Below are 26,618 nucleotides of genomic sequence, written 5' to 3'. Positions count from 1 at the left end.
GCCGTGAGCCTGTGGGTGATCGTCCCCGCGTACGACGAGGCCCGCGGGATCACGGCCACGCTCGACGCCCTGGCCGCCCAGCACGACCGGGCCTTCACCGTCCTCGTCGTCGACAACGGCAGCCGCGACGGGACCGCCGCCGTCGTGCGGGCCCACGACCGCGGGCTCGACCTGCGGGTGATCGAGGAGCCGGTGAAGGGCACCGGCGCCGCCGCCGACACCGGGATGCGGCACGCGATCGACGCCGGCGCGACGCTGCTCGCCCGCACCGACGCCGACTGCCTGCCCGCGCCCGGCTGGACCGCGGCGCTGCGGGCCGGGTTCGCCGACGGCCTCCAGATGGTCGGCGGGCGCCTGGTGCCGCGCACCGACGAGGTGCGGCTGCGGTTCTGGGAGCGCCGGGGGCTGCCGGCCGTCGTGGCCGTCGCCGCGGCGTTCGGGCGGCTGCGGCCGTCGAACCGCGGTCCGGGGCTGCAGGGTCCCTACGTCATGTGCGCGGGCTGCAACCTCGCGATCACCGCCGATCTCTACCTCCGCAGCGGCGGCTTCCCGCGCACCGCGATCGAGGACGTCCACGAGGACCGGGCGCTGGTCAACGCCGTGCGCCGGGTCGGCGGGCGGATCGGGCGGCGGCGCGACGCCGTCGTCGCCGGGTCGGTGCGCCGGGTGCGCGCGTACGGGCTGGTGGGGACGCTCGGCTGGTACGCCGACCACCGGCACCGGCCCGACGTGGTGGACGTCCGATGAGCGGGCCGGGAGACGAAGCGCAGCGGAGCTCGACCCTGGAGAGAGCCGACCGGCGGTTGATCGACGCCGCGCACCCCGTCGCGGCTCCCCTGGCCCGGCTGGCCGCGCGGCGCCCCGTGGTGCGGGTGCCCGGGGTCGGCGCGGTGGTCAGCGACGCCGCGCTGGCCCGGGAGGTGCTCACCGACACCGAGCGCTTCCGCAAGGACGGCCCCGGCGGGCCCGGCGCGCTCTGGACGCCGGTGCTGGGCGAGGCGGTCCTGCTCGGGATGGAGGGCGAGCGGCACCGGGCGATGCGCCGGGCGCTGGGCGACCTGTTCACGGCGCGGGCGTCGGTGGGGCTGCTCTCCCGTGCCGTGGACCCGCGCCTGGCGTCGCTGACCGACCGGCTGCGCGACGGGCTCGCCGTCGACCTCGTCGACGAGATGCGGGTGGTCGCGGGCGCGGTGATCGCCGCGCTCGTGGGTCTCGACGGCGGACCCGCCGAGCACCGCGCGATGAGCCTGCGGGCCTCGCGGGTCGCGGCGAGCGTGCGCCCGACCACCCGCACCCTCTCGCCCCGGCGCGCGGCGCGGGCGCGCGCCGAGCTGGCGCCCGTGGTCGACGCGGCCTCGGCGTCGTGGCACGCCCGGCGCGCCGGCACCGTGATGGCCCGGCTGCGGGAGGCGGGCGTCGACCACGACGCGGCGTGCGGGGCGGCGGCGGCCCTGTTCCTCACGGGCACCGAGACCGTCGTCGCGCTGCTGCCCCGCCTGGTCGCGCTGCTGATCGACACCGACCAGCAGGACGACGACCTCGACGACGCCGTCGACGAGGCCCTGCGCTTCACCGCGCCCTCGCCGGCGATGCTGCGCCGGGTGGCGGCCCCCGCGGTGGTCGGCGGGTGCGCGCTGCGCGCGGGCGACCGCGTCCTCGTGCTCACCCACGCCGCCGTCGGGGCGGGCGACGACTTCCGGGTCGGCGCGCCCGTCGACCCGGCGGCGCGCTCGCTGTGGTTCGGCGCCGGCCCGCACCACTGCCTGGGCGCGGCGCTGGCGCGCGTCGAGGTGCGCGCGACGGCCGCGGCCGCGCTGGCGGCCGGCCGCCTGCGGGTGGTGCGCCGGCGCCCGTCGCGGCGCGTGCTGGTCCCGGCGTGGCGCGAACTGGTGGTGGCGCGTGCCCTCTGACCTGGCCCGGACCGTCCTCGAGGCCTGCGAGGAGCACCGCGAGCGCGTCGCCCTGCTGGACGCGCTCGCTCGCCCCGTGCGCTTCTCCGCGCTGCGCTCGCGGGTGCTGGCCGTGGCCGCGGGTCTGCGCGCCCGGGGTCTCGAGCCCGGCGACCGGGTGCTGTTCGCGGTCTCGCCCTCGCCGACGTCGCTGACCCTCGCGCTCGGCGTCGTGACCGCCGGCGGCACGCTCGCCTTCGCCGACCCGCGCGCCGGCGAGGCCGTGCTCCGCGCCCGGGCGGCGGCGCTGGCGCCGCGCTGGGCGATCGCCGCCTCGCCGGTCCACACGCTGGCGGGCCGCCCCTGGCGCGCCCTGCCCGGCGTCACCCACGTCCACGTCGGCCCCCGGCTCCCCGGCGTCCCCCGCGGCAGCGTGTCCTGGAGGCGCCTGTGTCAGCGTGGCGGCCACGCTGACGTCAGGTGTCAGGAAAGCCCCCACGATCACCGGCCCGTCGGCGACCCCGCGGCACCGGCGCTGGTGATCCCGACGTCCGGGACGACCGCCGAGCCCCGGCTCGTCGTGCACTCCCGCGCCGGGCTCGGGACGGGGCTGGCGGCGTTCGCGGCGCGTGTGCCGTTCGCCCCCGGCGACGTCGTGCACACCGACCAGCTCATGATCGGCCTGCCCGCGCTCGCCGCCGGCGCGACGTGGTCGCTGCCCGGCCTCGGGGCGCGCGCCACGCGGCTCGGGCGGGTGCTGCGGCGCCGGGGCGCGACGCACACGTTCTGCGTGCCCGCCGACGTCGAGGACGTCGTGCGCGGCGGGCTGCCGCCGGGGCTGCGCGGGGTGCTGCTCGGCGCGGCGCCGGTGCTCCCGGGGCCGCTGCGGCGGCTGCGCGCGGCGGCCCCGGACGCCGAGCTGCTCGCGATCTACGGGATGACCGAGCTCGCGCCCGCCGCGATCGCCACCGCCGAGGAGAAGATCGAGCACACCGAGAGCGGCGCGCCGGGCGACCTCCTCGGCACGCCGCTGCGGGGCGTCGAGGTGCGCGTGGTCGACGACGAGCTGCGCCTCACCGCCCCGCACCAGGCCCTGGGCTACCTGGGCGCCGACGTCCAGGAGATCCCCACCGGGGACCTCGGCCACGTGCTCGACGACGGCCGGGTCGTGCTCACCGGCCGCCGCAAGGACATGATCATCCGGGGTGACCGCAACATCTACCCCGGGCTCTACGAGGCCGCGGTCGCCGACCTGCCCGGCGTCCGCGAGGCCCTGCTCGTCGGCGTGCCGACGCCGGCGGGCGACGAGCACGTCGTCCTCGCCGTCGCGGGGACCGCGCCGGGTCCCGCCACCGTGAGGCGGCTCTTCGGCGTCGACGCGCCCGACGAGGTCGTCGTCCTCGACGAGCTGCCGCGCGGCGGGCGGTCCCGCAAGCCCGACCGCGCCGCCCTGCGCGCGCAGCTGGCGGCGCGGTGAAGATCGCCGTCACGGGCGCGTCCGGGTTCGTCGGCGGGGCGGTGTGCCGCGGGGCGGTCGCCGCCGGGCACGACGTCCTCGCCCTCGGCCGGCGCGCCCACCTCGACCCGGAGCACGTCGCCGGCGCCCCCTACCGCGCGCACGACCTGACCGACGCGCCCGCCCTGCACCACGACCTCGCCGGCATCGACGTCGTCGTGCACGCCGCCGGCCCGGCCTCCGACACGCTCCCGGCGCAGTCGCACTGGGACGCCCACGTCGGCGGCACGCGCACCGTGCTCGCCGCGCTGGCCCGCGACACCCGGCTCGTGCACCTGTCGACCGCGAGCGTCTACGACCCGCGCCGCCCCACCGTCCGCGCCCGCGAGGACGCCGCCCCGGTCCCCGCGCACCCCGACGCGTACGGCGCCGCGAAGGCCGCCGCCGAACGTCTGGTGCGCGGCAGCCGACCGGACGCGGTGATCCTCCGGCCGCACGCCGTCTACGGCCCGGGCGAGACCACCCTGCTCCCCCGGCTCCTCGCCGCCGTGCGTGCAGGACGCGTCCCGGTGCCCGGTCGCGGGCCCCGCGCGGTGAGCCTCACGCGCATCGACACCCTGGTCGCAGCGGTCCTCGCCGTCCTCGACGGGCCCGCCGGGGTATACAACGTGGCCGACGCCGAACCCGTCGAGCTGCTCGCCATGATCGAGTCCGTGCTGGCCGCGCGGGGTGTCCGGGCGCGCCCGCTGGGCCTGCCGGTGCCGCTGGCGCGCGCAACGGCGCTGGTCGCGGGGGTGTGCGCCCGCGTCCGGGGCACCGCGCCCGTCCTCACCCGGTACGCGGTGCGCCACCTCGCCGCCGAGCGAACGCTCGACGTGACCGCCCTGCGGGCCCGATCGGGGTATGCCCCTCCACCGACGGATGTCCTCGACGCCGCCGACTGGTGATCAGGACGACCGCCGGTCTACGACGACGAGCCGGTCGTCGCCCGAACGCGCTGAGTGTTCCAAGGTTCTTGATACCTTCGGTACCGCCCGTCCGCCGGGGCCTGCGCGGACCGGGCCCGAAGGACGCGGAGGAGGACCAGCTGTGCCGAAGCTGCCGTGCCCGCACCGGACCATCGGCCGGGACGTCCCCGCCGACCCGCTGCTCGAGCCCGACGAGCTCGAACAGTGCGACGGGCTGATGGTCCTCGTCCTCGACCCCGTCACCGGCGCCGCCGACACCTACGGCCCCTACCCGGCCGGGCGCGCCCGCGAGGAGGCCCACGGCCGCCGGCAGGAGCTCGACGCCGAGGACCTGACCGAGGTCACCGTGGCGCTGGTGCGCCACCACCGTCCGCGCTGAGACCCACCAGGAACGTCCTCGCTCTGACGGAAACGCTTCGGAAACCGAAGCATCCTCACCGAAGAGCCGCCGCCCCGAGCCGTCGGGCCCGACCTAGCGGGGCCCCGTCGTCGGCAGCGGGCGGGGCGCGGCGACCGCCCGGTCGGTGCGGGGCACGGGCAGGAACACCGAGAACGTCGCGGGCCGGGTGCGGGCGAGCTCGAGGCGCCCGCCGTCGGCCTCGATCAGCGCGCGGGCCAGCGCCAGCCCGACGCCGGTGGACGCCGCGCCGGACACCCCGCGGTCGAAGACGTGCGGGGCGAGCTCGGGCGGCACGCCGTCACCGTGGTCGCCGACCTCGATGACGATCGTGTCGTTGTCCGAGAGCCGGGCGGTGAGGGTGACGGTGCCCTTGCCGTGGCGCATCGCGTTGTCGACGAGCACGCCGAGCGCCTCGCGCAGGCGGCCCGAGGTGGCGCGGGCGACGAGCCCCTCGGGGGTCCGGACCCGGACCGTGCGCCCCTCGGAGCGCAGCGGGTCGCGCCACTCGTCGGCAACGGCGTCGAGCTCGCCCGCCACCTCGATCGGCGCCGCCCCGGCCGCCCGGGCCTCGCGGGCCGAGGCCAGGAGCTCGTCGAGGACCTCGGCGAGGCGCTCCGCCTGCTCGAGCGCCGCCGAGCCCTCCGCGGAGACGTGCTCGTCGGGGTGGGCGGAGAGCTCGTCGAGGCGCAGCTGCAGGGCGGTGAGGCGGCTGCGCAGCTGGTGGGACACGTCGCCGACCAGCTCGCGCTCGCGCTGGACCAGCTCGGCGAGCGCGGTGGCCGAGGAGTCGAGCACGTCGGAGACGCGGTCGAGCTCGGGGATGCCGTGGCGGTGCGGGGCGGGCCGGAAGTCGCCGGCGCCGAGCCGGGCGGCGCGCCCGGCGACCTGTTGCAGCGGGTCGGCCAGCCGCCGGGCGGTCAAGGTCGCCACCACCGCCCCGACGGCCACCGACAGGAGCACCGCGGCGAGCACCAGGGCGGTCGCCTGCAGCTGGCGGGCGCGCATCTCGGTGATCGGCTCCGAGAGCACCGCGGAGCCGCTGAGCCCGAACGGCAGGGTCTCGCTGACCGTCGGCCCCGGGTCGAGCTGGCCCAGGGTGCTGACCCCCCGCGGCGTGCGGACCACCAGCGACCCGCCCGGCGGCACCGCGATGCCGACCGCGCTGAGGTCGACGGGGCGGTCGGCCGAGCCCTGCGCGTCGAGCGTGGCGACGACCTGGCGCAGTCGGGAGTTGATGTCCGCGCGCGTGAAGTCCTCCACCAGGCGCCACGTGGTGAGCGCCAGCGGCCCGCCCAGCACCGCCACGGTGATCGTGACGACGATGAGCGTGGAGACGAGGATCCGGCGTCGCACCTGCCCCGACCTAGGTGTTGAAGCGGAACCCGACCCCGCGCACCGTGCTGATGCGCCGGCCGCCGCTCGCGCCGCCCGCGTCGTCGGCGAGCTTGCGGCGCAGCCAGGACATGTGCATGTCGAGGGTCTTGGAGGTCTTCATCTCGGGGTCGTTCCAGACCTCGCGGAGGATCTCCTCGCGGGACACGACCTGGCCGGCGTGGGCCATGAGCACCCGGAGCAGCTCGAACTCCTTGTTCGCCAGCCCGACCTCGACCCCGTCCACCGTCACCCGCCGCGCCGACGGCTCCAGGCGCACCCCGCCGGCGTCGAGCACCTCGGGCGCGCGGCGGCGCAGCAGCGCCCGCACCCGCGCCAGGAGCTCGGCGAGCCGGAACGGCTTGCCCACGTAGTCGTCCGCGCCGGCGTCCAGCCCGACCACGAAGTCGACCTCGTCGGTGCGGGCGGTGAGCATGAGCACGGGCAGGTCCGGCTGGTCGGCGCGCACGCGCCGGCAGACCTCGAGCCCGTCCATCCCGGGCAGTCCGAGGTCCAGCACCATGAGGTCCGGCCCGGCGGCGCCCGCGTGGTGGAGCGCGGCCTGACCGTCGCCGACGACGTCGACCTCGTAGCCCTCGCGCTGGAGCGCGCGGGAGAGGGGTCCGGCGATCGCCGCGTCGTCCTCGACGAGCAGCACGGTGGTCACCTCGCCACACTAGCCCCGCTGCGGAACCGAACTGGCACCATCGCCCGCCATGTGCTCCGCCGGTCCGACCAGCGCATCCGCCGACCTCGACCTCGCCCTCTCCCTCGCCGACGCCGCCGACGCGGTGACCCTCCCCCGCTTCCGCGCCGTGGATCTGCGCATCGAGCGCAAACCCGACCGCACCCCGGTGACCGACGCCGACACGGCCTGCGAGGACCGCCTGCGCGCCGAGCTCGCCACCCACCGCCCCGGCGACGCCGTGCTCGGCGAGGAGCGCGGCGGCAGCCTCGGCGAGGAGCGGGTCTGGGTGATCGACCCGATCGACGGCACCAAGAACTTCTCCCGCGGCGTGCCGGTGTGGGCCACGCTCGTCGCCCTGGTCGAGCGCGGGCGCCCCGTCGTCGGCATGGTCAGCGCCCCCGCGCTGGGCCGGCGCTGGTGGGCCGCGGCGGGCGAGGGCGCCCACACCCGCGACCCCGCCCGCGGGATCGAGGCGGGGCGCATCCAGGTCTCGGGGATCGGCGCGCTCGAGGACGCCTACGGATCCACCACCGACCTCGACCACTGGCGCACCCTGGGCCGCCAGGACCACTGGCTCGCCCTGGCCCACGCCTGCTGGGAGACCCGCGCGTTCGGCGACTTCTGGCACCACTGCCTCGTCGCCGAGGGCGTGCTCGACGTCGCCGTGGAGCCCGAGGCCAACACCTGGGACCTCGCCGCCGCGCAGATCCTCGTCGAGGAGGCCGGGGGCCGGCTCACCGACCTCACCGGCGCCGCGCGCCCCGACGGCGGCGACTCCCTGACCACCAACGGCCACCTGCACGACGCGGCCCTGGAGATCGTCCGCCGCTAGACGGTCCGCCGGTGGCCGGGCGACCCCGCCAGCCACGCCCACACCAGCCGCCCGAACAGCGAGAAGCAGGCGGCCGACTCGTCGTCGAACCGCGTCCACTCGAAGCGCCCACCACGCTCGCACCAGAACACCTCCCACCCCTCGTCCTCGCCCGGCACGGGCCGCACGCACCACGCCCGTTCGACCTCGTCGGCGACGCTGACGGCCGCGCCGGTCACCCCGGCGGCGGCCAGCCAGCCCGCCAGCTCACCGGCTCGCACATCGGGTTCGACGCAGCCGTGCATCGTCTGGTTCCACCGACCAGTGGCACGATCACCGCCGTGACCGCCCCCGAGGTCTGGTTCGAGGATCTGCCCGCCGGCCGGCGCATCGCGCTCGGCACCGTGGTCGTCGACCGCGACGAGATGCTCGCGTTCAACCGCCGCTTCGACCCGCAGCCCTTCCACGTCGACGACGAGGCGGCGCGCGCGTCGCTCTTCGGCGGCCTGTGCGCGTCGGGGTGGTTCACCGCGTCGCTCTGGATGCGCTGCTACGTCGACAGCGTCCTGTCACGCTCGGCGTCGATGGGCTCCCCCGGCGGCGACGAGATCGCCTGGCCGGCGCCGGTGTTCCCGGGCGACCGGCTCGAGGCGGGCATGGAGGTCGTCGCCGCGCGGGTCTCGGCCAGCCGCCCCCAGCTCGGGCTGATCACGCTCACGGGCTCGCTGACCCGCGACGGCGCGACCGAGGTGTTCCGGGCCCGCTTCACCGGGATGTTCGGGCGGCGCGAGCACGCGCCCGACGCCGCCACCGGCTGACCGCAGGCGGCTCCGGGGCCTCGTCGGGCTCCTCGTCGTCGAGATCGTCCGGCTCGTCCGGCTCCGGGTCCTCGTCCGACTCCTCCGACCACGCCCCCCACCCCGCGGCGAGCTCCAGCCCGCCGCGGTCGTCGGCCACGCCCTCGACCTGCGAGGCCAGGCGCTCGACGTCACCCAGCCCGGAGAACTCCCACGGCTCCTCGGTGCCCGCCGTCGACACGACGAGCGTGCCGGCCCCGAGCAGGCGGTCGACGCCGCTGCTGCGCGTGCGCACGCCGGTGATCGTCGCTCCGGCGACGTCGATGCTCTCGCGGGTCAGGACGCCCTCGCGCACGAGCAGGCGGCGGTCGGTGACGACGAGGTGGGTGAAGCGCCAGCGCACGAGCGGCAGGACCGCGAACCAGACGACCGCGAGCACCGCCAGCAGCACGACGGCGAGCCGCACGGCCGTGCGCGTCGAGCCCTCGCCGATGCCGCCCGCCAGCCCCGCGACCAGCGCGGCGAGGAACACGGCGACCGGCGGCACGAGCGCCGGGACCACGAGCATGCGCCAGTGCGGGCGCCGGTGGGCGAGGACGTGCTCGCCGCGGCGCAGGACGCCGTCGGGGTAGGCCACGCGCACCCCCTCCCCGGATCGACCCCGAGGTTAGCGAGCCGCGGGCCGCACGTGGACGACGTCGCCCGCCGACACGACGGTCGTGTCCCCGTCCGGGGCACGCACGGCGAGGCGGCCGTCCCGGTCGACGTCCACCGCGCGGCCCTCCAGTCGGCGGTCGCCGGGCAGCGTCACCGCCACCTCGCGCCCGAGCGTGGCGCAGCGCGCGCGGTAGTCGTCGACGATCCCGGCGGCCACGACGTCGCCGTGCGCGTCGCGCCAGCGCCGGTCGAGGTCGGCCAGCGCCCGCAGGACGGCGACGAGCACGACGTCGCGCCCGGGGTCGACCCCCTCGGCGACGAGCGACGTGGCGCCCGCGGGCAGGTCGGCGGCCGGCGTCGCGACGTTGACACCCATGCCGATCACGAGCGCGCGGTCGCCGCCGTCGCCGCCCCCCACCTCGGCGAGGATCCCCGCGCCCTTGGCCGCGGGCTCGGCGCCCAGGAGCAGGTCGTTGGGCCACTTCAGGGCGGCCGGCACGCTGCTGACCTCGCCGACGGCCCCGACGAGGGCCAGCCCCGCGAGCAGCGGCGCCCACCCCCAGCGCTCGGGCGCGATCTCGCGCGGTCGCAGCAGCACCGAGAACGTGAGGCCCTCGCCGGCGCGGTCCTCCCACACGCGGTCGCGGCGCCCGCGCCCGGCGTCCTGGTGCTCGGCGACGAGCACCGTGCGGTCCGGGGCCGCGTCGGGGCCGGTCGCCCGGGCCAGCAGGTCGGCGTTGGTCGAGCCGGTGCTCGTGACGACGTCGATCGACGCCCACGGGCCCGACGGCGGTCCGAGGGTGCGTCGCAGCGCGTCGGCGTCCAGGGGTGCGGCCACGAGCGCGCACGGTAGTGCCGCTGGTCACCCTCCCGGCGCAGACCCGGGCCGTGTCGGGGTCGATCGCTACAGTGCCGGGCCATGACCGCCGCGACGGAGCCGTTGCCGGAGCCCGGGGACGCCTCGGACGAGCCCGACGTCCACACCTCGGCGGGCAAGCTCGCCGACTGGCACCGCCGCCAGGAGGACGTGGTGCACGCCGGCAGCGAGCGGGCCGTCGAGCGCCAGCACGCCAAGGGCCGCAAGACCGCCCGCGAGCGCATCGACCTGCTGCTCGACGAGGGCAGCTTCCTCGAGTTCGACGCCATGGCGCGCCACCGCTCCACCAACTTCGGCCTCGAGGCCAACCGCCCGTACGGCGACGGCGTCGTCACCGGGCAGGGCACGGTCGACGGCCGCCCCGTCTGCGTGTTCTCCCAGGACGCGACGGTGTTCGGCGGGGCGCTCGGCGAGGTCTACGGCGAGAAGATCGTCAAGGTCATGGACGTGGCCATGAAGATCGGCTGCCCCGTCGTCGGCATCAACGACGGCGGCGGCGCCCGCATCCAGGAGGGCGTCGTCGCCCTCGGGCTCTACGGCGAGATCTTCAAGCGCAACGTGCACGCCTCCGGCGTCGTCCCGCAGATCTCGCTGGTCATGGGGCCGGCCGCCGGCGGCGCCGTGTACTCACCCGCGCTCACCGACTTCACGGTCATGGTCGACGAGACGTCGTTCATGTTCATCACGGGCCCGGACGTGATCAAGACCGTGACCGGCGAGGACGTCGGGTTCGAGGAGCTGGGCGGCGCGCGCACCCACAACGCGACCTCCGGCAACGCCCACTACCTGGCCTCCGACGAGGACGACGCGATCTCCTACGTGCAGGAGCTGCTGGGCTACCTGCCGTCGAACAACCTCACCGACCCGCCGCGCATCCCGGGCGAGGAGGAGACCGGCTCGGTCCCCGACGGCATCGGGGAGGTCGACCTCGAGCTCGACACCCTCGTGCCCGACTCGCCGAACCAGCCCTACGACATCCGCGAGGCGATCACGCGGGTCGTCGACGACGGCGACTTCCTCGAGGTCCAGGCGCTGTACGCAGCCAACATCGTCACCGGCTACGGGCGTGTCGAGGGCCGGCCGGTCGGCATCGTGGCCAACCAGCCGACCCAGCTCGCCGGCTGCCTCGACATCGGGGCCAGCGAGAAGGCCGCGCGGTTCGTGCGCACGTGCGACACCTTCAACATCCCGGTGCTGACCTTCGTCGACGTGCCGGGATTCCTGCCCGGCACCGACCAGGAGTACAACGGCATCATCCGGCGCGGCGCGAAGCTGATCTACGCGTACGCGGAGGCCACGGTCCCGCTGGTCACGGTCATCTGCCGCAAGGCCTACGGCGGCGCCTACGACGTCATGGGCTCCAAGCACCTCGGCGCCGACGTCAACATCGCCTGGCCCACCGCCCAGATCGCCGTCACCGGCGCCTCGGGTGCCGTGAGCATCCTGTACCGCAAGGAGCTGGCGAAGGTCGAGGAGTCCGGCGGCGACGTCGAGGCCCGACGCGCGGAGCTGCAGCAGGAGTACGAGGACACCCTCGCCAACCCCTACATCGCCGCCGAGCGCGGCTACGTCGACGCCGTCGTCCCGCCGTCGCACACCCGCGGCTACGTCGCCCGGGCGCTGCGGATGCTGGAGACGAAGCGGGAGACGCTGCCGCCGCGCAAGCACGGGAACGTGCCGCTGTGAGCGAGGAGGGGCCCGAGGCGCCCGCCCGACCGACCCTGCGCATCGTGCGCGGCGAGCCCGACGCCGCGGAGATCGCGGCGCTGACGGCCGTGCTGGCCACGGCGGGCGGCGGGGGCAGTGCTGACGGGGATGCTCCCGACGCGACGCCGCGGTCGGGCTGGGCGCGTCACGTCGACCTCGTGCGGGCCCCGGTGCAGCCGGGCCCCGGTGGCTGGCGGGCCTCCGCCCGACCCCGCTGACCCACCCCCGATCCCCCTGGTGACCTCCTGATGGCCCTGCTGCGCCGACGCCGTCGCACGCCGATCGGCGGCGAGACCTACCGCGACGCCGACCACGCCCTGATGCCGATCCCGCCCACCGGCGGGCTCGTCAGCGCGCAGCTGCGCAACGTCGAGGGGCGCCCGCTGCCCGGCGTCACGGTGGCCGTGATCGAGACCGGGGGCCTGCGCCGGGTGGTCACCGAGGCGGTCACCGACCCGTTCGGCTTCTACACCGCGGCCGTGCCCAGCGGGACGTACACGCTGCGTGCGGCCCTCGGCGGCTACAGCACGCTGACCCGCGACATCATCGTCGGGCGCGGGGACCACGCGGCGCTCGGCGCGCTGACGATGGCCGCCGACCAGGGCAGCACCCGCCCGTCCCCGGGCGAGTGGGTGATCGACGACGCCCACAGCAGGCTGGGGTTCGTGGCGCGCCACATCGCCCTGTCCCGCGTCTACGGCCAGTTCACCCGGTTCCGCGGCTCGATCCAGATCGCCGAGGACATCGAGGACTCGAGCATCGACGTCGTCATCGACGCCGCGAGCATCGAGACCCACAACGCCCAGCGCGACGCCCACCTGCGCTCCCAGGACTTCCTGGCCGTCGACGACCACCCGCAGCTGCAGTTCTCCAGCACGCGCTTCGCGGTGCGCTCGGGCAACTCGTGGACGATCGACGGCGAGCTCTCGATCCGCGGGCGCACCAACGACGTCCGCCTCGACACCACCTACCTGGGCACGCAGTCGTGGAACGGCACGCGCATCGGCGCCACCGCGACGACGTCGCTGCACCGCGAGCACTTCACGCTCAACTGGCAGCAGATGGTCGCCCGCGGCATCCCCGTCGTCGGCTCGACGATCCAGATCCACCTCGACGTGCAGGCGGTCCTGCAGCTCTGACGGTCATGACCTGGCGTGGCCGGGCCGGCGCGGCGCGGGGACGGAGCCGTCATGGGCCGGAGGGCCGCCGGCAGCCATCGGTGCGGGCTCCTCGGGGGTGACGCGACGCCACTCGAGGGCCAGCACCAGGAGAATCACGATCCCGACGGTGTTGATCACGGTCACGGACACGTTCGCCATCGGCTGGGTGTAGGCGAAGACGGTCACGACGATGGCGCCGGTGATGCTGCGCTGCGCCGTCGTGATCACGGACGCGTGCCGCGCCGCCCGGTCCCGGAGGGTGATGAAGGCGCCGAACGCGATCCCCAGGACCGGGACCGCGATCGCCGCGGCGTAGGCCTGCCACCACACGGCCACGAAGAGGTCCGAGAACGCGAAGATGAAGAGGTTCACGTACAGGACCAGGGAGGCGAGCTGCACGATCAGCAGTGGACGGGCCCACCCGGCCACGGCCTCGTCGTAGCGCAGGCGCAGGAGGCACCCGAGGAGCAGGGGCACGACCACGAACGTGAGCAGGGGCCAGGCGAGCCCCCAGACCCCGGGGTGCGCCGCGCCGGGCACCAGGGCGGCGGCGACGACCGGCAGCACGAGCGGCACCACGACGACCGTCACCGCCACCATCACCAGGAACAGCGCCGTGGACAGTCCGGCGTCGCCCCGGGCCAGCCGGGTGAGCGCCGGCGCGAACGGCGCCCCCGCGGCGAGGGCGACGATGCAGTAGCCGATCTTGATGTCGGCGTTCATCGGCGCGAGGGCCGCGAAGCCGATGACGAGCACCGGCAGGACCACGAAGTTGACCACGAGCACCCGGACGGCCAGCTGCCACTGCCGGAAGAACTGCGCCAGCTCGCGCCCGACCCTCAGCCGCAGACCGAGCGTGAACGAGTTCAGGATCGCGAACAGCAGGCCGAACGCGTTGACCACGGTCAGGAGCACGTCGCGTGGCATCGAGGTTCCTCCCTGCACTCGTCAGGACAGCGACCGTCCCGGGGAGCGCGGGGTCGAGGCATCACCCGCCCGGGGTGAGGGCGCGCCGAGCGCCGGCCCACACCGACTCGGCGCGCCGCCTGCGACGCTGAGGCGCGTGAGCAGTGACGGGGGCGAGGTCGTGGCCCGGCTACGGTGGCGCCGTGTGCGGGGGCCTACGGTGACCGAGGGGTTCGACAGCGACGTGCCGTCGCCGGCCCGGATGTACGACTACTACCTCGGCGGGCAGGACAACTTCGCCGCCGACCGCGAGGCCGCCGAGGCGGTGATCGCGAGCCACCCCGACCAGCGCCAGCTCGCGCGCAACAACCGCGCGTTCCTCGTCCGCGCCGTCGAGCACCTCGCCGCCGCCGGGATCACGCAGTTCGTCGACATCGGCACCGGGATCCCGACCGCGCCGACCGTGCACGAGGTGGCGCGCCGGACCCACCCCGACGCCCGCGTGGTCTACGTCGACGACGACCCCGTGGTGCTCGCCCACGCCCGGGCGCTGCTCGCCGAGGACCGCGCGGTCGCCGTGGTCGAGGCGGACATGCACGATCCCGAGGCGATCACCGCGCACCCCGACGTCGAGCGGCTGATCGACTTCAGCCGGCCGGTCGGCGTGCTGCTCGTCGCCGTCCTGCACTTCTCCCCCGACGACGAGCCGCAGCGCATCCTCGGGCACTTCCGGCGCCGGATGGTCCCGGGCTCGTTCCTCGTGCTCTCGGCGGGCAGCTCCGAGGGCCTCTCCGAGACCGAGCTCGCCGGCATCCACGAGGCGTACGCCGCGACCCCGCGGGGCGGGCACCTGCGATCCCGCGAGGAGATCACGGCGCTCTTCGACGGGTTCGAGCTCGCCGAGCCGGGTGTCGTCGACGTCAGCCGGTGGCGGGGCTTCGAGCGGCCGACGCACATCTCGATCCTCGCGGGGGTCGCCCGTCGGGTCGGATCGGAGCCGCCGACGTAGGGTGCCGCCCCGTGCGTCTGGTGCTCGCGTCCGCGTCCCCCGCCCGGCTGGCCATCCTGCGCGGCGCCGGGGTCGAACCCCTCGTCGAGGTCTCCGACGTCGACGAGGACGCCCTCCTCGCCGAGCTCGGCGACGAGGCCTCCCCGACCGACCGGGTGCAGGCCCTGGCGCTGGCCAAGGCCCGGACGGTCGCCGCCCGGGTCGCCGGGGCCGTGCCGGACTGCGTCGTCGTCGGCGCCGACTCGATGCTGCACCTCGAGGGCGAGATGGTCGGCAAGCCCGGCACCACCGACGCCGCGCGCGGGCGCTGGGACCAGATGGCCGGGCGCACGGCGGAGCTGTTCACGGGGCACGCGCTGGTGCAGGTCACCGGCGGTGTCCCGGGGCGCGAGGTCGCCGGGCACGCCACGACGGCGGTCGCGTTCGGCAACCCCACGACCGCGGAGCTCGAGGCCTACCTCGCGAGCGGTGAGCCGCTGGCCGTCGCCGGCGCGTTCACCCTCGACGGCCGCGGCGGCTGGTTCGTCGAAGGCATCGAGGGCGACCCCTCGAACGTCGTCGGCCTCAGCCTCCCGCTGACCCGCCGCCTGCTCGCCGAGATCGGCGTCGGCGTCGACGCGCTCTGGGCCGGCTGAGGTTCTCGGGGGGTGAGTCAGCGTGGCGGCCACGCTGACGTTGAACGCCAGGATCGCCACATCCTCGATGTCGCGACATGCCGCGCGGCGGGGCCGCCAGGGTCATGATCGCCGTCTCGGTGACGAACGCCGTCAGATTCGACCGGGATCGTCACCGGGACGGCGATCACGGCGCTCAGGCCGGGTCGACGCGCAGCGAGCGCACCACCGCGTCGGCGGCGTCGCCGTCCTCGCCGACCGTCGGCGACGGGCGGGCCACGGCGAGCACCGCGAGCGTCCGGCCGGGCGCGGCGATCGTGCTGACGCGCACCAGCGCCCCGTCCAGCGGGCCGCCCTCGACCCGGCGCACCGAGGTGCGGGTGGGCAGCGCGGCGACGGGCTCGGCGTTGTCGGTGAGGGCGGCGGTGTCCGCGCCGGGGGCGAGCTGCTCGACGTAGGCGTCGACCAGGCGCCGGGCCTCCGCGTCGAGCGCCGCGTCCTGGCGCGGGTCGACCCGGCCGGCCCGGGGCGGCACGCGGGCGGGGTCCGCGACCCCGACCAGGACAACCGTGTTCGCGCCGCGCCGCAGGATCGTCGCGTCCTCGAAGCGGCCCGCCGGCACCTCGATGACGTCCTGGTCCGGCGCGACCCGCCAGCCCGGCAGCACGGCCAGGGTCGTGGCGGTGACCGCGTCGGGCACCCGCTGGCCCCGCTCCGGCGCGGGACGCGGGCGCTCCGGGGCCGGCGCGGGGGACGACTCCCGCGGCGGAGGGGCGGGTGCCGCCGCCGGGACCTCCTCACCGGCCAGGCGCACGGCCGTCGCCCGGTCGGCCCCGACCGCGCCCGCGATCACCGCGACGAGGCCGGAGAGCACCAGCACGCACGCGCACGCGGCCACCGACCGCCACCACCAAGGCTGCATCGGTCGCCGACGGTAGCCGCGCCCGGAGTGTGATCCGCAGCCGGGCGAGCGGTCACGGTGCGTGGGACCCTCGGACCCGTATGTGGTCATGACCACGCCCACGCCCGCGACGTTCCGGCGTCGAGTACGAGAGAGTGACCCGACCGGGCACCCGTCCGGCCGCCCCTACACTGCCCCGACCGACCCCGGCTCAGCGTCGTCCCCAGGAGGTCAACCGATGGCCGCGTCCGCCCCCACGGGGTTCGACCCGCTGCACACCGTCCTGGTGGCGAACCGCGGCGAGATCGCGGTCCGCGTGGTGCGCGCGTGCGCCGACGCCGGGCTCGCGAGCGTCGCCGTCTACGCCGACCCCGACCGCGACGCCCCGCACGTGCGCCTCGCCGACCAGGCCTTCGCGCTGGGCGGCGAGACCGCCGCCGAGTCGTACCTGGACATCGAGAAGCTGCTCCAGGCCGCGCGGGACTCCGGCGCCAACGCCGTGCACCCCGGCTACGGCTTCCTCTCGGAGAACGCCGACTTCGCCCAGGCCGTCATCGACGCCGGGCTGATCTGGATCGGCCCGTCACCGCAGGCCATCAACGACCTCGGCGACAAGGTCACCGCCCGCAAGATCGCGGAGCGCTCCGGGGCGCCGCTGGTGCCCGGCACGAAGGACCCGGTCGCCGACGCCGACGAGGTCATCGCCTTCGCCGACGAGCACGGGCTGCCCGTCGCCATCAAGGCGGCGTTCGGCGGCGGCGGTCGCGGCATGCGCGTCGCCCGCGAGCGCGACGAGATCGCCGAGATGTTCGACGCCGCGGTGCGCGAGGCCGTCTCGGCGTTCGGGCGCGGCGAGTCGTTCGTCGAGCGCTACCTGGACCGTCCCCGCCACGTCGAGGCCCAGGTCCTGGCCGACCAGCACGGCAACTGCATCGTCGTCGGCACCCGCGACTGCTCGCTGCAGCGCCGCCACCAGAAGCTGGTCGAGGAGGCGCCCGCGCCGTTCCTCACCGACGAGCAGCGCAAGCGCATCCACACCTCCGCCCGCGACATCTGCGTCGAGGCCGGCTACTCCGGCGCCGGCACGGTGGAGTTCCTCGTCGGCGAGGACGGCACGATCTCGTTCCTCGAGGTCAACACCCGCCTGCAGGTCGAGCACCCCGTCTCCGAGGAGACCAGCGGGATCGACCTCGTGCTCGAGCAGTTCCGCATCGCCGCGGGCCAGCACCTGCGCTTCACCGCCGACCCCGAGCCGCGCGGCCACGCGATCGAGTACCGGATCAACGGCGAGGACGCGGGCCGCGGTTTCCTGCCCGCGCCCGGCACCGTCACCCGCTTCGTCGCCCCCGACGGCCCGGGCGTGCGCGTCGATTCCGGCGTCGAGACCGGGACGGTCATCGGCGGGCAGTTCGACTCGATGGTCGGCAAGCTGATCGTCACCGGCGAGGACCGCGAGCAGGCCATCGCGCGCTCGAAGCGCGCACTGGAGGAGCTGGTCGTCGAGGGCCTGCCCACCGTCATCCCGTTCCACAAGGCCGTGCTGCGCGACCCCGCGTTCGTCGCCCCCGACGGGGCCGAGTCGTTCCTCGTGCACACCCGCTGGATCGAGACCGAGTTCGACAACCAGATCCCGCCGTTCGAGGCCACGCCTGCCGAGGACGACGAGGAGGCGGCCCCGCGCCAGACCGTCGTCGTCGAGGTCGGCGGCAAGCGCCTCGAGGTCTCGCTGCCCGGCGACCTCGCCCTCGGTGGCGGGGGCGGCGGGGCCCGGGCGGCGACGCCGAAGAAGAAGCGGTCGCGCTCCGGCGGCGGCGCTAAGGTCTCCGGCGACGCGATCACCGCGCCCATGCAGGGCACCGTGGTCAAGGTCGCGGTCTCCGAGGGCGACACCGTGTCGGCGGGCGACCTCGTCGTGGTCGTCGAGGCCATGAAGATGGAGAACCCGGTCACCGCCCACAAGGACGGCGTCGTCACCGGCCTCACCCTCGAGGCCGGCGCGAGCGTCAACCAGGGCGCCGTGATCTGCGAGATCCCCGACGCGAGCTGACCCGCCGGGTCCGGCTCCGCTCCGCTGCGCGTCCCGCACGCGCATACTTGGCCCCATGGACGTCGGGGCGCACGAGCGGGAGCTCGCCATGGAGGCGCTCGACGCGCACCGCCGCGCCGGGCGCCTCGAGCGCGGCGAGCACGCCAGCCGCTGCTCCGCCGCGTCGCGGGCGACGTCGCGCGCCCAGCTCGAGGCGCTGTTCGCCGACCTCCCCGATCCGCACCCCGCCTATCCGACGACCTCGCAGGCCCCGCAGGCCCCTCCGACGGAGCGCCGGGGCGCCGGCCCGGTGCCCGAGCTCCCGGAGCTGCCCGAGCTCGTCGCGCCCGCCGGCGCGACGATCGCGCGGCACGCCGGGCTGATCTCCCTGCTGACGCCGGCGGTGGCGGCGCTGCTGTTCGCGGTCAGCGGGGGCCGCTTCCCGTGGATCTTCATCCTCGTGCCGATCGTGATCGCCGGGGTGGCCGTCATCTCCCACCGCCACGAGCGCTGAGGATTTCGCGCTCGGCGCAATCCGTCACGATCGGGAACACGGGTCCGCGACCAGGCGTTGCGCACCTCGTCGGCCGGTCGCTCGCTGTCGTGGGGTCGGTCGCCCCCGGGCGAAACCCGTTCGCCTGTCAGGGGGGCGTGTGATGCTCTGGAGACCGGCCCGTGACCGCCACGGCCGCCGCCGCGAGGGGGAACGATGACCGGCCCGTCCGGAACCCGCCAGGAGACGCCGACGCGTCCCATGGTGATCATCATGACGCTGGTCGTCTCGGCCTTCGTCATGATCCTCAACGAGACCATCCTCAGCGTGGCCCTGCCGCACCTCACGGGCGACCTGGGGGTCTCGGCCACCACGGTGCAGTGGCTGACCAGCGGGTTCCTGCTGACCATGGGCGTGGTCATCCCGACCACGGGCTACATCCTCAACCGGTTCACGCCGCGCCAGGTGTTCCTGGCCGCGATGACGCTGTTCAGCCTCGGCACGCTGATCTGCGCGCTCTCGCCGGGCTTCCCGCTGCTGTTCGCCGGCCGCATCGTGCAGGCGTCGGGCACCGCGGTGATGATCCCGCTGCTCATGACGTCGGTGATGCGGCTCATCCCGGCCGACCGGCGCGGCGCCACCATGGGCACGATCTCGATCGTCATCGCCGTGGCCCCGGCCATCGGTCCCACGATCGGCGGGCTGATCCTCGCCTCGCTCGACTGGCGCTGGATGTTCTGGAGCGTCCTGCCGCTGTCGGTGGCCGCGTTGGCCGTCGGCTTCGTGCTCTTCCGCCTCTCCAGCGAGACGCGCCGCACGCCGCTCGACCTGCTGTCGGTGGTCCTGTCGTTCTTCGCCTTCGGCGGCATCGTCTACGGGCTCTCGACGCTGGGCCACGGTGGCGGCAACGGCCTGGTCCCGCCGTGGGCCGCGCTGGTCGTCGGCGCCGTCGCGCTGACGACGTTCGTGCTGCGCCAGAGGCAGCTCCAGCGCACCGAGTCCGCGCTGCTCGACCTGCGCCCGTTCGGCCACAAGCCGTTCGTGGTCGCGATCGTGCTCTCGGCGCTGCTGTTCATGTCGCTGCTCGGCGCCGGGGCGATCCTGCTGCCGATCTACCTGCAGACCGTGCTGGGCGTGAGCGCGGCGGTGACAGGTCTCGCGGTGCTGCCCGGCGGCCTCGTGCTCGGGTTCATGGGGCGCCCGGTGGGCCGGTTGTTCGACCGCGTCGGCGCCCGCCCGCTCGTCATCCCGGGCGCCATCGGGCTCGCGACGTCGATGTGGCTGCTCGCCGCGCTCGGCGCCGGGGCGGCCCTGTGGATGGTCATCGGCGTGCACATCCTGCTGATGGTGTCGCTCGGCCTCATGATGACGCCGCTGCTCACCGAGGGCCTCGCGGTGCTGCCCAAGAACCTCTACTCGCACGGCAGCGCGATCCTGACCACCCTGCAGCAGGTCGCGGGCGCCGCCGGTACGGCGGGCTTCGTGACGATCGCGGCGCTCGGGTCGGCCACCGGCGCGCCCGACGCGTCCGGTCTGCGGCTCGCCTTCATGGCGGCCGGGGTCATCGGACTGATCGCCGTCGGGGTGTCGTTCATGGTGCGGCCGAAGTCCGCCCACGCCCCGGCGGGCGGGCCGTCCGACGACGTCGACACCAGCACCCCGTCGACGCCGGTCGCCGGCGGCTGACCCGTCACAGCAGCGGCGCGGCCAGGAGAGCGACGGCCCCCAAGGTGGTCGCCGCGGTGCGCACCCCGTGCGCCCGCCCCCACGGCCGCTCGAACGCCTCGCGGGCCCGGGCGACGTCACCGACGTCGTCCGGGTCGGCGCGGTCGAGGGCGTTGTTCAGCGGGATGTTGACCGCGCCCGTGATGGCCACGGATGCGACCTGCAGGAGCGTTCCGACCAGGACGTCGAGCACCGGCGCGCCCGCCACCAGGGCCAGCACGAGCGCCACCACGGCGACCAGCGGGGCGCCGGCGAACACCACCGCGAACGCCGGGCGCACGATCACGCGGTTGATCGTCTGCATCACCGACACCAGCGTGGCGTCGGGCAGCCGGGCCAGCGCCGGCATGATCGACAGCGAGAACGCGAGGTAGAGCCCCGCGAGCAGGGCAGAGAGCACGCCGGCGAGGAGCGTCACCGCCGGGACCAGGGTCGTCGTCATGCGACCACTCCAGCGCCCGGCACCGGACGCGACCAGTGCCGCGCGTCCGGCGTCCCTGCTCGCCCGTCCGCGCGCCCCGACGAGGAGCGAGGGACTCCCTCGCTGCGTCCCACGCAGCCGGGGAGTCCCTCGCTCCTCGCGGGAGGGTTCGGCGGGAGGAGCGGTCAGCCGGTGCCGAGCGCCGCGAGGCGCGGGGCCCGCGGGTCGGGCGCCGCGACGCGCAGCTTGTCGGCCTCGATGTCGGTGTCGACCGACTGCGAGTCGCGCTCGGCCTGGACCCGCTCGATGTACGAGCGGACCTCGAGGTCGCGCTGCTCGTCGGTCCACCCCAGCAGCGGCGCCATCTGCGCGCCGACCGCCTCGGCCGAGTCGACGCCGCGGTGGGCGTACTCGATCGAGATGCGGGTGCGCCGGGTGAGGACGTCGTCGAGGTGGATCGCGCCCTCGTAGGCGACCGCGTAGGCGATCTCCACGCGCAGGTAGTCCGGCGAGGCCGGCACCGGCTCGAGCAGCGACGGGTCGTCGTCGGCCATGGCGAGCAGGCCGTGCAGCTGCGAGCCGTAGCGGTCGAGCAGGTGGCGCACGCGGTGCGGGTGCAGCCCGTGGCGCACGCCCAGCTGCTCGGCCTGGTTGACCAGCGCGAAGTAGCCGTCGGCCCCGACGAGCGGCACCCGGTCGGTGACCGACGGGGCGACGCGGGTCGGGATGTCCTCGGACGCGGCGTCGATCGCGTCGGCGGCCATCACGCGGTAGGTCGTGTACTTGCCGCCCGCGATCGCCACGAGGCCCGGCATGACCCGCGACACGGCGTGCTCGCGGGAGAGCTTCGAGGTCTCCTCGCTCTCGCCGGCGAGCAGCGGGCGCAGGCCCGCGTACACGCCCTCGATGTCGTCGTGGGTCAGCGGCGTGACCAGCACCGAGTTGACGTGCTCGAGCAGGTAGTCGAGGTCCTTGCGCGTGGCCGCGGGGTGGGCCAGGTCGAGGTTCCAGTCGGTGTCGGTGGTGCCGACGATCCAGTGGTTGCGCCACGGGATGACGAACAGGACCGACTTCTCGGTGCGCAGGATCATGCCGGTGTCCGACGGGATCTTGTCGCGCGCCACGAGGAAGTGGACGCCCTTCGAGGCCTTGACCCGGAAGCGCCCGCGGGTGCCCGCGGCGTGCTGCATCTGGTCGGTCCACACGCCCGTGCAGTTGACGACGACCGACGCGCGGACCTCGGTCTCGCGCCCGGTCTCGACGTCGCGGACGCGCACGCCGGCGACCCGGTCGACCTCGTGGAGGAAGTCGACGACCTGGGTCGAGGTGCGCACCACGGCGCCGTACTGGGCCGCGGTGCGCCCGACCGTCATGGTGTGGCGGGCGTCGTCGGCCTGGGCGTCGTAGTAGCGGATGGCCCCGACCAGGGCGCTGCGCTTGAGCGCCGGCGCCATGCGCAGCGCGCCCGAGCGGGTGAGCTGCTTCTGGTGGGGCAGCGAGCTCTTGCCGCCCATCGTGTCGTAGAGCGTCACGCCGGCGGTGACGTACGGACGCTCCCAGTGCTTGGTCAGCGGGTAGAGGAAGCTGACCGGCTTGATCAGGTGCGGGGCGAGGCGCGTCAGGTTGAGCTCGCGCTCCCGCAGCGCCTCGCGGACCAGCCCGAAGTCGAGCTGCTCGAGGTAGCGCAGCCCGCCGTGGAAGAGCTTCGACGACCGGCTCGACGTCCCCGAGCCCAGGTCGCGCGCCTCGACGAGGGCGACCTTCAGGCCCCGGGTCGCCGCGTCCAGCGCCGCGCCCGTGCCGACCACGCCGCCGCCGACCACGACGACGTCGAACTTCTCCGACGCGAGCCGATCCCACGCGCGCTCCCGCGACGCCGGTCCCAGACGGGCGGGCTCCGCCGCCGCGTCGAGCGCCTCGGCCTGCGCCTCCCCCGCCGTGCCGGCCCCGGTCGTTCCCCCGTCTTGCGCGCCCACGTCCGACCCCTCTCGTTCGTTGTCGTCACCACAGCGTGCCGGTCGTGCCGTCATCGGCGACCCGAGGGCGCTCCCACTCACGCTAACGCGGTAACGCGGCCCTCGGCACCGAGCACGCGGGGCAGCCGTCTGCTCCGTCCTGGTGGTCGGATGCCCGCCGAATCACCTCGTCACCCCCGAGATCCGCGCGGAACATGGACACACGGTGAACCGCGCCACTAGCGTTCGCGATCAACGCGCGCCCAGGACCCGCGGGGGGAGCACCGGACGAGCGTGTCGCAGAGGCCGGGTCGCCGTCGACAGGGAGTCCTCGTGGGTGCCGGAAGCATCATTCTCTCGGAGTTCCTCGGCACCATGGTGCTGCTCCTCTTCGGCTGTGGGGTCGTGGCCAACGTGCTGCTGACCCGCACGAACGCCGACGGGGACACGGCATCGTGGGTGCTGATCACCTTTGGCTGGGGCTTCGGCGTGTTCGCCGGCGCGAGCATCGCGGACGCCTCGGGCGGCGCGATCAACCCCGCCGTCACCCTGGCCAGCGCCATCAACGGCGGGACGCCCTGGGGCCAGGTGCCGTTCTACCTGATCGGCCAGTTCCTGGGTGCCTTCGTCGGTGCCGTCCTCGCCTGGCTGGTCTACAAGCTGCAGTTCGACGCCAACGAGGACAACTCGGGGACGCTGAACATCTTCTCGACCAACCCGCCGATCAAGAAGCCGGCGTGGAACTTCGTCACCGAGATGATCGCGACGTTCGCCCTGGTGCTGTTCCTGCTGGTCAACCCCTACGGCAGCAGCCCGGCGATCTACGGTGCCGCGGCCGCGGTCGTCATGGGCATCGGCCAGGCCCTCGGTGGGTCGACCGGCTACGCGATCAACCCGGCCCGTGACCTCGGGCCGCGCATCGCCTACGCGGTGCTGCCGATCCGCGGCAAGGGCAAGCCCGACTGGGGCTACTCGTGGGTGCCGGTCGTCGCGCCGCTCGTCGGCGCGGTGCTCGCGGCGCTCGTCGCGCTGATCGCGCCCGTCAAGACGGGCTGACCGGACCGTCGCCGACGGGCGACGGCCCTCCCTCCACGACATCGATCCTCCCGACATCGCCAGGAGACCAGGCATGACGCAGTACGTCGCCGCGATCGACCAGGGCACGACGTCGACCCGGTGCATGATCTTCGATCACTCCGGCCACGTGGTCGCGGTCGACCAGCTCGAGCACCAGCAGATCTTCCCGAAGGCAGGGTGGGTCGAGCACGACGCCGCGGAGATCTGGGGCAACACGCGCCAGGTCTGCGGCGGTGCGCTGGCCCGCGCCGACATCAACGCCGACCAGATCGCCGCCGTCGGCATCACCAACCAGCGCGAGACCACGGTCATCTGGGACAAGGCGACCGGCGAGCCGATCCACAACGCGATCGTCTGGCAGGACACCCGCACCCAGGCGATCTGCGACGAGCTCGGCGCGCTCGGCGGCGGCGCCGAGCGCTACCGCGCGAAGACCGGCCTGCCCCTGGCCACGTACTTCGCCGGCCCCAAGGCCCGCTGGATCCTCGACAACGTCGACGGCGCCCGCGAGCGGGCCGAGCGCGGCGAGCTCGCGTTCGGGACGATGGACACCTGGGTGCTCTGGAACGCCACCGGCGGCAACGAGGGCGGCCTGCACGTCACCGACCCGACCAACGCGTCGCGCACGCTGCTGATGAACATCGACACCCTCGAGTGGGACCCGCAGCTCTGCGAGGAGATCGGTGTCCCGATGGCGATGCTGCCGGAGATCCGGTCGTCGTCCGAGACCTACGGCCCCATCCGCGCCCGCGGCACGTTCGCCGACGTGCCGGTGGCCGGCATCCTCGGCGACCAGCAGGCGGCCACCTTCGGCCAGGCCTGCCTGAGCCCCGGCGAGGCCAAGAACACCTACGGCACCGGCAACTTCGTGCTGCTCAACACGGGCACGGAGAAGGTCGAGTCGAAGAACGGCCTGCTCACCACCGTCTGCTACAAGATCGGTGACGCGCCGCAGGTGTACGCGCTCGAGGGCTCGATCGCGGTCACCGGCTCGCTGGTGCAGTGGCTGCGCGACAACCTCGGCATGATCTCGTCGGCCCCGGAGATCGAGGAGCTCGCCAAGTCGGTCGACGACAACGGCGGCGCCTACGTGGTGCCGGCGTTCTCCGGCCTGTTCGCGCCGTACTGGCGCGCCGACGCCCGCGGCGTGATCGTCGGGCTGACCCGCTACGTCAACAAGGGCCACATCGCCCGCGCGGTCCTGGAGGCCACGGCCTTCCAGACCCGCGAGGTCATCGACGCCATGAACGCCGACTCCGGCGTGCCGCTGACCGCGCTCAAGGTCGACGGCGGCATGGTCGGCAACGAGGTCCTCATGCAGTTCCAGGCCGACCTGCTCGGCGTCGACGTCATCCGGCCCGTGGTCGCCGAGACCACGGCCCTCGGTGCCGCCTACGCCGCGGGCCTCGCGGTGGGCTTCTGGGGCTCCGAGCAGGACATCCGCGACAACTGGGCCCAGGACAAGGTCTGGTCGCCGAGCATGGACGACAAGCTGCGCGACGAGCTCTACGCCGAGTGGAAGAAGGCGGTCACCCGCACGTTCGACTGGGCGTAGGAATCAGGGAGTAGAGCTGCCCTCGTTCCTCGAGGTGGTGCAGCTGCTTCAGCGAGCGTCGGAGAACGGCCTCGTCGGGATGGCGGAGATACACCGTCCCGGCGGGGCCGTTCCCGTGCACGGGGTCGCCGACCTCGAGCAGGTCCTCGGCGCGGTGGAAACCCGGGAGCGCACGGAGCGCGGTGAGCCCGGGCCGGGCCGCGACGACGCCGGTGGCCGGCACGAACAGCGGCACGGTCGCGACCGAGGCGTCGGGCCGGTAGGGGTCGGTGAACCGCAGCGCGAACGCGGCCGGGTCGGCGAAGCGCTCGGCGGCGAGGTCGGCGTGGCTGTAGCCGAGCGCCGGGCGGTGCAGTGACGGGTCCTGCGACGCCGGCGTGAGCGTCGGCGCGAAGCCCACCAGGCGCGGCCCGTCCGCGGTCATCCGGACGGCGGTGTGCGCGGGACCCTCCCGCACGCCGAGCGCGTCCAGGCAGTGGCTGACGTGGGCGACGACGGCGACGTGCACCTCGCTCGCCCGGCGGATCAGCACCGTGTGCCGCTCGACCGGCCCGCCGGCGACGCGGTCCACGCGCACCGCCTGCAGGTCGCCGAGCACGTGGCGCCCGCCCGCGCTGACCGTGTTGACGACGAACAGCGGGCCCCGGGTCCGGCCCTCGGCGACCGGGAGGCCGGCGGCGCGCAGCGCCTCGGTCCGCGCCTGCCCGTCGAGGCGCGCGGCGGCGGTCGCGGCGTCGTGGTGGGGCAGGCCGAGCGCGTGGGACAGCCCGTCGGCCGCGTCGACCGCTCCGTGGCTGCCCGCGACGATCGCGGTGACCCCGCGGGCCGCGAGGTCGCCCAGCGCCTCGCGCGGGTCGTCGACGAGCAGAGTGTGCGGGTGGGTGTCGGCCTCGAAGGCCGGCGCGCAGCGGCGCTGGTAGAGGTGCAGCGGCAGGACCCCGCGCTCGACGAACGACGCGGAGAGCTCACGGCCGGTCGAGACCGGGTCAACGATGGTGATCATGGGCACTCCCGGGTCCGCGGGGGTGTCGCCCGGACGACGGCTACGCGGCACCGAGGGGGCGCGCCGCGCCGGGTGGCGACGGACGTCGGGGGGAGTCCGTCACCGCCTGCTCCCCCGCCGTCCGGGCGACGAGATCCAGCGTCGGCGCGGGG

Annotated in this window: 27 protein-coding genes; 17 read left to right on the top strand and 10 right to left on the bottom strand. The window is 75.0% G+C overall.

The features are described from left to right. The first annotated feature begins 3 nt into the window (after positions 1–3). The 5 genes from EV188_RS01060 to EV188_RS01040 all read left to right on the top strand — a co-directional run bounded on the left by EV188_RS01060 (position 4) and on the right by EV188_RS01040 (position 4,692). Positions 4–747 (top strand): glycosyltransferase family 2 protein, encoded by a 744-nt coding sequence (locus EV188_RS01060; RefSeq protein WP_133824401.1) that lies wholly within the window; start codon positions 4–6, stop codon positions 745–747. Next, entirely contained in the window at positions 744–1,910 is a 1,167-nt protein-coding gene (locus EV188_RS01055) for a cytochrome P450 (RefSeq protein ID WP_133824400.1), read from the top strand. Before EV188_RS01060 ends, EV188_RS01055 begins: the two co-directional genes overlap by 4 nt. After that, positions 1,900–3,366, top strand: coding sequence for a class I adenylate-forming enzyme family protein (locus EV188_RS01050; protein ID WP_133824399.1), 1,467 nt, complete (start codon positions 1,900–1,902; stop codon positions 3,364–3,366). The genes EV188_RS01055 and EV188_RS01050 overlap by 11 nt, the downstream gene beginning before the upstream one ends. Further along, positions 3,363–4,292, top strand: coding sequence for an NAD-dependent epimerase/dehydratase family protein (locus EV188_RS01045; protein WP_133824398.1), 930 nt, complete (start codon positions 3,363–3,365; stop codon positions 4,290–4,292). Before EV188_RS01050 ends, EV188_RS01045 begins: the two co-directional genes overlap by 4 nt. A gap of 142 nt (positions 4,293–4,434) precedes the next feature. Continuing rightward, positions 4,435–4,692 carry a hypothetical protein gene (locus EV188_RS01040; protein ID WP_133824397.1) on the top strand — a complete coding sequence of 86 codons (258 nt, stop codon included), beginning with the start codon at positions 4,435–4,437 and terminating at the stop codon, positions 4,690–4,692. Positions 4,693–4,785: 93 nt separating this feature from the next. Here the strand turns inward: EV188_RS01040 and EV188_RS01035 are convergent, their stop codons facing one another. Next, a complete protein-coding gene (locus EV188_RS01035) occupies positions 4,786–6,066 on the bottom strand; it encodes an ATP-binding protein (protein WP_133824396.1) in 1,281 nt (426 codons plus the stop codon). Between the two features lie 10 nt (positions 6,067–6,076). Further along, the gene (locus tag EV188_RS01030; protein WP_133824395.1) at positions 6,077–6,751 is read right to left on the bottom strand and encodes a response regulator transcription factor; all 675 of its coding nucleotides are present in this window, start codon (positions 6,749–6,751) and stop codon (positions 6,077–6,079) included. A gap of 49 nt (positions 6,752–6,800) precedes the next feature. On the opposite strand from EV188_RS01030, the gene hisN reads away from it, so the two are divergent. Then, positions 6,801–7,604 (top strand): histidinol-phosphatase, encoded by an 804-nt coding sequence (gene hisN / locus EV188_RS01025; RefSeq protein ID WP_133824394.1) that lies wholly within the window; start codon positions 6,801–6,803, stop codon positions 7,602–7,604. Here the strand turns inward: hisN and EV188_RS01020 are convergent. After that, complete coding sequence (locus tag EV188_RS01020) at positions 7,601–7,864, bottom strand: hypothetical protein (protein WP_133824393.1); 264 nt, start codon at positions 7,862–7,864, stop codon at positions 7,601–7,603. The genes hisN and EV188_RS01020 overlap by 4 nt on opposite strands. 60 nt (positions 7,865–7,924) lie before the next feature. On the opposite strand from EV188_RS01020, the gene EV188_RS01015 reads away from it, so the two are divergent. Next, entirely contained in the window at positions 7,925–8,401 is a 477-nt protein-coding gene (locus EV188_RS01015; protein WP_243741394.1) for a MaoC family dehydratase, read from the top strand. On the opposite strand, the gene EV188_RS01010 is transcribed toward EV188_RS01015, so the two are convergent. Together EV188_RS01010 and EV188_RS01005 are read right to left on the bottom strand one after the other, a co-directional pair. Then, positions 8,349–9,017, bottom strand: a complete 669-nt coding sequence (locus tag EV188_RS01010) for a PH domain-containing protein (RefSeq protein WP_133824392.1) — start codon at positions 9,015–9,017, stop codon at positions 8,349–8,351. The genes EV188_RS01015 and EV188_RS01010 overlap by 53 nt on opposite strands. A 30-nt stretch (positions 9,018–9,047) precedes the next feature. After that, positions 9,048–9,875 (bottom strand): biotin--[acetyl-CoA-carboxylase] ligase, encoded by an 828-nt coding sequence (locus tag EV188_RS01005; protein ID WP_133824391.1) that lies wholly within the window; start codon positions 9,873–9,875, stop codon positions 9,048–9,050. Positions 9,876–9,956: 81 nt separating this feature from the next. Here EV188_RS01005 and EV188_RS01000 point away from each other — a divergent pair, with 81 nt between their 5' ends. The 3 genes from EV188_RS01000 to EV188_RS00990 are packed head-to-tail and all read left to right on the top strand — an operon-like array spanning position 9,957 to position 12,760. Next, positions 9,957–11,600 carry an acyl-CoA carboxylase subunit beta gene (locus EV188_RS01000; RefSeq protein ID WP_133824390.1) on the top strand — a complete coding sequence of 548 codons (1,644 nt, stop codon included), beginning with the start codon at positions 9,957–9,959 and terminating at the stop codon, positions 11,598–11,600. Beyond that, positions 11,597–11,839: an acyl-CoA carboxylase epsilon subunit gene (locus EV188_RS00995; protein WP_133824389.1), complete on the top strand. Its 243-nt coding sequence runs from the start codon at positions 11,597–11,599 to the stop codon at positions 11,837–11,839. The genes EV188_RS01000 and EV188_RS00995 overlap by 4 nt, the downstream gene beginning before the upstream one ends. A 30-nt stretch (positions 11,840–11,869) precedes the next feature. Beyond that, the gene (locus EV188_RS00990) at positions 11,870–12,760 is read left to right on the top strand and encodes a YceI family protein (protein ID WP_243741393.1); all 891 of its coding nucleotides are present in this window, start codon (positions 11,870–11,872) and stop codon (positions 12,758–12,760) included. 3 nt (positions 12,761–12,763) lie between these two features. Here the strand turns inward: EV188_RS00990 and EV188_RS00985 are convergent, their stop codons facing one another. Beyond that, entirely contained in the window at positions 12,764–13,708 is a 945-nt protein-coding gene (locus EV188_RS00985; RefSeq protein ID WP_133824388.1) for a bile acid:sodium symporter, read from the bottom strand. A 136-nt stretch (positions 13,709–13,844) separates the two neighbouring features. Here EV188_RS00985 and EV188_RS00980 point away from each other — a divergent pair, with 136 nt between their 5' ends. Together EV188_RS00980 and EV188_RS00975 are read left to right on the top strand one after the other, a co-directional pair. After that, positions 13,845–14,696 (top strand): SAM-dependent methyltransferase, encoded by an 852-nt coding sequence (locus EV188_RS00980; RefSeq protein ID WP_243741392.1) that lies wholly within the window; start codon positions 13,845–13,847, stop codon positions 14,694–14,696. Positions 14,697–14,707: 11 nt separating this feature from the next. After that, the gene (locus EV188_RS00975; protein WP_133824387.1) at positions 14,708–15,331 is read left to right on the top strand and encodes a Maf family protein; all 624 of its coding nucleotides are present in this window, start codon (positions 14,708–14,710) and stop codon (positions 15,329–15,331) included. Positions 15,332–15,506: 175 nt separating this feature from the next. On the opposite strand, the gene EV188_RS00970 is transcribed toward EV188_RS00975, so the two are convergent. Next, a complete protein-coding gene (locus EV188_RS00970; RefSeq protein ID WP_133824386.1) occupies positions 15,507–16,232 on the bottom strand; it encodes a hypothetical protein in 726 nt (241 codons plus the stop codon). Between the two features lie 217 nt (positions 16,233–16,449). Between EV188_RS00970 and EV188_RS00965 the strand changes: the two genes are divergently transcribed. The 3 genes from EV188_RS00965 (at position 16,450) to EV188_RS00955 (ending at position 20,416) form a co-directional block, all read left to right on the top strand. Then, complete coding sequence (locus EV188_RS00965) at positions 16,450–18,258, top strand: acetyl/propionyl/methylcrotonyl-CoA carboxylase subunit alpha (protein WP_133824385.1); 1,809 nt, start codon at positions 16,450–16,452, stop codon at positions 18,256–18,258. A 55-nt stretch (positions 18,259–18,313) separates the two neighbouring features. Next, positions 18,314–18,751: a DUF1707 SHOCT-like domain-containing protein gene (locus EV188_RS00960; RefSeq protein WP_133824384.1), complete on the top strand. Its 438-nt coding sequence runs from the start codon at positions 18,314–18,316 to the stop codon at positions 18,749–18,751. Positions 18,752–18,946: 195 nt separating this feature from the next. Then, positions 18,947–20,416: an MDR family MFS transporter gene (locus EV188_RS00955; RefSeq protein WP_133824383.1), complete on the top strand. Its 1,470-nt coding sequence runs from the start codon at positions 18,947–18,949 to the stop codon at positions 20,414–20,416. A gap of 4 nt (positions 20,417–20,420) precedes the next feature. Here the strand turns inward: EV188_RS00955 and EV188_RS00950 are convergent, their stop codons facing one another. Together EV188_RS00950 and EV188_RS00945 are read right to left on the bottom strand one after the other, a co-directional pair. Then, positions 20,421–20,897, bottom strand: coding sequence for an anthrone oxygenase family protein (locus EV188_RS00950; protein WP_133824382.1), 477 nt, complete (start codon positions 20,895–20,897; stop codon positions 20,421–20,423). 164 nt (positions 20,898–21,061) lie between these two features. Then, a complete protein-coding gene (locus EV188_RS00945; protein ID WP_133824381.1) occupies positions 21,062–22,906 on the bottom strand; it encodes a glycerol-3-phosphate dehydrogenase/oxidase in 1,845 nt (614 codons plus the stop codon). Between the two features lie 258 nt (positions 22,907–23,164). Here EV188_RS00945 and EV188_RS00940 point away from each other — a divergent pair, with 258 nt between their 5' ends. Both EV188_RS00940 and glpK read left to right on the top strand, forming a co-directional pair. After that, positions 23,165–23,887 (top strand): MIP/aquaporin family protein, encoded by a 723-nt coding sequence (locus EV188_RS00940; protein ID WP_133824380.1) that lies wholly within the window; start codon positions 23,165–23,167, stop codon positions 23,885–23,887. 73 nt (positions 23,888–23,960) lie between these two features. Beyond that, positions 23,961–25,463 (top strand): glycerol kinase GlpK, encoded by a 1,503-nt coding sequence (gene glpK / locus EV188_RS00935; protein ID WP_133824379.1) that lies wholly within the window; start codon positions 23,961–23,963, stop codon positions 25,461–25,463. Here the strand turns inward: glpK and EV188_RS00930 are convergent. After that, entirely contained in the window at positions 25,438–26,466 is a 1,029-nt protein-coding gene (locus EV188_RS00930) for a hypothetical protein (RefSeq protein ID WP_133824378.1), read from the bottom strand. The genes glpK and EV188_RS00930 overlap by 26 nt on opposite strands. Positions 26,467–26,618: the final 152 nt, after the last annotated feature.

Source organism: Actinomycetospora succinea (genome assembly GCF_004363095.1).
GTDB classification, from domain to species: domain Bacteria; phylum Actinomycetota; class Actinomycetes; order Mycobacteriales; family Pseudonocardiaceae; genus Actinomycetospora; species Actinomycetospora succinea.
This window is presented reverse-complemented; position numbering and strand designations above follow the sequence as displayed.